This window comes from Nonomuraea rhizosphaerae (assembly GCF_019396405.1).
GTDB classification, from domain to species: domain Bacteria; phylum Actinomycetota; class Actinomycetes; order Streptosporangiales; family Streptosporangiaceae; genus Nonomuraea; species Nonomuraea rhizosphaerae.
In genome coordinates, this window is record NZ_JAHKRL010000186.1 from 1 (window position 1) to 4,355 (window position 4,355).

Annotated in this window: 4 protein-coding genes; 1 reads left to right on the top strand and 3 read right to left on the bottom strand. The window is 71.4% G+C overall.

What is annotated here, in order from left to right; translation table 11 throughout:
- Window position 1 precedes the first annotated feature (1 nt).
- Window positions 2-1,051: a PQQ-dependent sugar dehydrogenase gene (locus KME77_RS09180; protein ID WP_219463940.1), complete on the top strand. Its 1,050-nt coding sequence runs from the start codon at window positions 2-4 to the stop codon at window positions 1,049-1,051.
- A 15-nt stretch (window positions 1,052-1,066) separates the two neighbouring features.
- Here KME77_RS09180 and KME77_RS09185 read toward each other — a convergent pair whose 3' ends face one another.
- From KME77_RS09185 to KME77_RS09195, 3 genes are all read right to left on the bottom strand, one after another.
- Window positions 1,067-2,965: a VanW family protein gene (locus KME77_RS09185; RefSeq protein ID WP_219463942.1), complete on the bottom strand. Its 1,899-nt coding sequence runs from the start codon at window positions 2,963-2,965 to the stop codon at window positions 1,067-1,069.
- A gap of 204 nt (window positions 2,966-3,169) precedes the next feature.
- The gene (locus tag KME77_RS09190) at window positions 3,170-3,832 is read right to left on the bottom strand and encodes a response regulator (protein ID WP_219463944.1); all 663 of its coding nucleotides are present in this window, start codon (window positions 3,830-3,832) and stop codon (window positions 3,170-3,172) included.
- Window positions 3,829-4,355 (bottom strand): sensor histidine kinase (locus KME77_RS09195; RefSeq protein ID WP_246609479.1); only part of this gene is annotated, 527 nt, incomplete at its 5' end. The genes KME77_RS09190 and KME77_RS09195, both read right to left, overlap by 4 nt.

The window sequence follows — 4,355 nt, forward strand, 5'->3', positions numbered from 1 at the left end:
CATGAACACGCTCCGGTCTTTTGCCCTGCTGCCCGCCCCCACCGCCTGCTCCAGCCCTGGAGGGCAGCAGGCGGTCCCGGACGCGGCCGTGCCGGCCGCCGCCACGCCCGCCGACCCCAAGACCGTGGCCCAGGACCTGGCCGTGCCCTGGGGGATCACCTTCCTGCCCAGCGGGGACGCGCTGGTGACCGAACGCGACACGGCCAGGCTGCTGCGCGTGACCGCCGCGGGCCGGACCACCGAGCTGACGAAGGTCGCCGAGGCCCGGCCGGACGGCGAGGGCGGGCTGATGGGCGTGGCGGTCAAAGAAGATCAACTGTTTCTTTACTACACCGCGGCCGATGACAACCGGGTCGTCCGTTACCGCCTGTCCGGTGACACGGTGTCCGATCCGAAGGTGATCGTCCAGGGCATCCCGAAGGGCGGCATCCACAACGGCGGCCGGCTGGCGTTCGGCCCGGACGGCTACCTGTACGCGACCACCGGCGAGACCGGCGACCGGCAGCTCGCCCAGGACAAGGACTCGCTCGGCGGCAAGATCCTGCGCATGACCGTGGACGGCGCCCCCGCCCCCGGCAACCCGTTCGGCACGCTCGTCTACAGCTACGGCCACCGCAACGTGCAGGGCCTGGCCTGGGACGACGAGGGCAGGCTGTACGCGTCGGAGTTCGGCCAGAACACCTACGACGAGGTCAACCTCGTCAAGCCGGGCGCCAACTACGGCTGGCCGGAGGTGGAGGGCAAGGGCGACGACTCGCGCTTCACCAACCCGATCGTCACCTGGCCCACCTCGGACGCCTCCCCCTCCGGGGCCGCCTACCTCAACGGCTCGCTGTGGGTGGGCGCGCTGCGCGGCGAGCGCCTGTGGCAGATCCCGCTGAGCGACGACGGCTCGGCCGGCAAGCCGGTCGGGCTCTTCAACGGCACGTACGGCAGGCTGCGCGGCGTGGCCGCCGCCCCCGACGGCACACTGTGGGTCTCCACCAGCAACAAGGACGGCCGGGGCGAGCCCAGGGACGGCGACGACAAGATCCTGTCGATCCGCCCCTAGCGCCTGAAAAGTGGATCAGTTGCCGCTGCTGACGCAGGTGATCTGCGCCTGCGGCCGGTACTTGGTGGTGATCTTCTCGTCCCGCTTGACTTCCTTGCCGTCCTTGAAGAACACGCGGGTGACGTCGATCGTGAAGCCCTGCTCCCCCGCCGTGGACAGGCAGCCGGGCGCGCTGCTGCTCTCCCGGCGGAAGGGGGTGAAGTTCCGCTTCTCCGACTCGATCGGCTCGATCTTGTCGTAGCGCTCGGTGCTCCAGAGCTGGACGGTGACCGAGGTGCCGGTGGAGGAGGTCTTGATCAGCACGCCGTGGTCGGAGTCGTTGCGCCACTTGAGGTCCTGCTGCGGGTAGAGCAGGGCGGCGTCGCGACCGGCCGGGTAGCGGGCGGCGTGGTAGTCCATCTGCGTGTGGGCGACGTCGTCGAACCCGCCGAAGAAGGTCGCGTTGTACATGGTCGTGGCGAACTGCGAGACCCCGCCGCCGACGATCGGCACCATCCGGCCGCCGACGATCTGCCCGGCCTGGACGTAGCCGCCCTCGACGGTGCGCTCGCCCGTGGCCGCGTTGAGCGAGAACGTCTCGCCCGGCTTGACCAGCATGCCGTCCACCTGGGCCGCGATCCGCCGGATGTTGGTCACGCGGGGCAGGCAGCAGTCGAACGTGGTGGTGAACTCGCCCACGCTCTCCTTGATGCCGAACCCGTTCGCCTCCTGGGTGGTCACCCTGGGGGCGACCACGGCGAGCGTCACGGGAATGGTGCGGCCGCCGGCGGTGACCGCCTTGGCCACGTCACGGGCCAGTTCCTTGGCGTCGATCCCCCTGCCGCGGTGGGCGGGGACCAGCACCGGCTTGTTGGCGACGATCTGGTACGTGGCGTCGCGCGGCGCCTGGGCCGCGTCCACGAGGCTGCTCTCCACCTTGACCAGCGCGCTCTGGGCGTCGAACTGGGGCGCCAGCCCGCCCTTGTCGTCGGGGGCGAAGGTCAGGTTGGCGGCGATCACGAGCGGGGAGAGCTGGGCGCTCTTGCCGCCGAGCGTCAGCGTGATCGGCCCGGCGACCGCGCGCTTGGCGACGGCCTGCGCCGCCTTGACGTCCGCGGCGGTGGTGGACGGCTTGGCCGGCCTGAGCGTCAGCACGGCGGAGCCGCGGCCGAACAGGAAGGCGTCGCCGATCTGCCGTACGGCGTCGGCCTTGTCGAGCACCACGCCGTCCTGCGGGTCGGAGGTGACGGGCTGCCCGTTCCTGAAGATCACCCGGCCTTCGCGGGGCTTCTTGTCGTACGTCTCCGCCAGCCCCTCGATGGTCCTGGACAGCTGGGAGGAGTCGATGGTGACCTTCGGCTGGAGCTCGGTGGTGCCGGTCAGCCCCCGCCACACCTCGATCGGGCTGGGGAAGCCGCTGGGCGCCTGCCCGATGGTGCTGACCACGTCGAGTTCGAGACCCGCCTCGTCGGCCTGGATGGTTTCCTTGTTACCGGCGATGTCCACGGTGACCGGTTTGTTGAGCTTGACCGACAGCTCGGTGCGCAGCTTGTCGGCCGCCTGCGTCACGGTGAGGCCGCCGATGTCCACCCCGCCCACACGGGTGCCGCGCAGCACCGCCCCGGACATGAGCACGGCCGGCACGAGGTAGGCCAGCGCCAGCGCCAGCACGACGAGCAGGACGACGGCGGGCAGGAGGCGACGGCGGCGGGACGGCTCGGGGTCGATGAAGGCGGGCAGCCGCTCGGGGGGCATGCCGAAGACGGGGACGGACTGCGTGCCCGAGCCCTGCCAGGTGTTCTCGTTCACCGGCCAGGGCTGGGGCGGCGGCGCCACGGGGGGCAGCGCGCCGCTGCCGTTGTGGCCGTTCTGCGTGCTGGGAGTGACCGGCCGGGGCTCCGGCTGCCCGGTCGGCCCGAAGATGTCGCGAGACACCCCGGGGGGCAGTCCTTCGACCCGTGGCTTCTTCTTGCTGCCGCCTGACATGGGCAAGGGCACAGAAGCGAAAGGGTCGGTCGGCGATTCGATCGGTCCGGCGTTACGCACGCCTCAATCTCCTCCCGCTCCGCAGCCACATCCTCAGGCAACAGTAAGGCACGCGCATTGGGATATGTCACGAGAAATGGCTACGGAAGTGTGTCAACCTATCCACCGGTAGCGATGCTCAGGTCGTCCGGCGGTTCCGTACCGGGGCCTCAGTTCGGCACGCCCCGCGACGCACAGGTACTCCAGGTAACGGCGCGCGCTGACCCGCGACAGACCCGCGATGGAGGCGGTCTCGGCCGCCGACAGGTCGCGGCCGGCCTGCTTCAGCGTGCCGGCGACCAGCGAGCACGTGGCCGACGACAGGCCCTTGGGCAGCGGGGTCGCGGCCGGGTGGGTGCCGAAGAGCCGGTCCACGTCGTCCTGGCCGACCTCCGCGCCGATGGTCGTCAGCCGTCTGCGCGTGTCGGCGTACTGCTGGAGGCGCTCGGCGAGGGCGGCGGCGGTGAAGGGCTTGATCAGGTAGTTGACCGCGCCGCCGCGCATCGCCTCCCTGACGGTGGGCAGGTCGCGGGCGGCGCTGATCATGAGGACGTCCACGTCGTGCAGCGCCTTGAGCACCTCAAGGCCCGATATGTCGGGCAGGTAGATGTCGAGCAGCACGAGGTCGGGGCGGAGCTCGGCGGCCATGGTGAGGGCCTCGGCGCCGTTGCAGGCGGAGGCGACCACCTTGAAGCCGGGCACGCGGGAGACGTAGCCGCTGTGGATGCGCGCCACCATGAAGTCGTCGTCCACGACCAGCACCCGGATGTCCTTCATCGGACCGGCTCCCGGCGCGGCTCGTCGGCCCGTCTTCGCGCGGATTCCAGCTCGTCGGCGCGTCTTCGCGCGGATTCCGGCTCGTCGGCCCGTCTGCGCGCGGGCTCCGGCAGGAGGGCGGTGAAGACCGCGCCGTCCGCGTTGCGCACGCGCACCCAGCCGCCCCTGCGCAGGCACGCCTGCCTGGTCAGCGCCAGCCCGAGCCCGCGCGGCCCCGACTGGGCGGCCTTGGTGGTGAACCCCTCCCTGAACACCTCGTCCACCAGGTCGGCCGCGATCCCGGGCCCCGAGTCGCCCACCCGTACGTGCAGCCCGTCGGCGTCGGTCCTGACCGACACCTCGATCGTGCCCGCCGCGCCGTCCAGCGCGTCGATCGCGTTGGCCACCAGGTTGCCGACCACCAGCACCGCGTCCCGCGGGTCGCCGATCGCGCCCTCCCGCACGGCCGAGTCGTCCGACAGCACGAGCGTGGCGCCACGCTCGGCGGCCTCGGGCGACTTGGCCAGCAGCAGCGCGGCCAGCG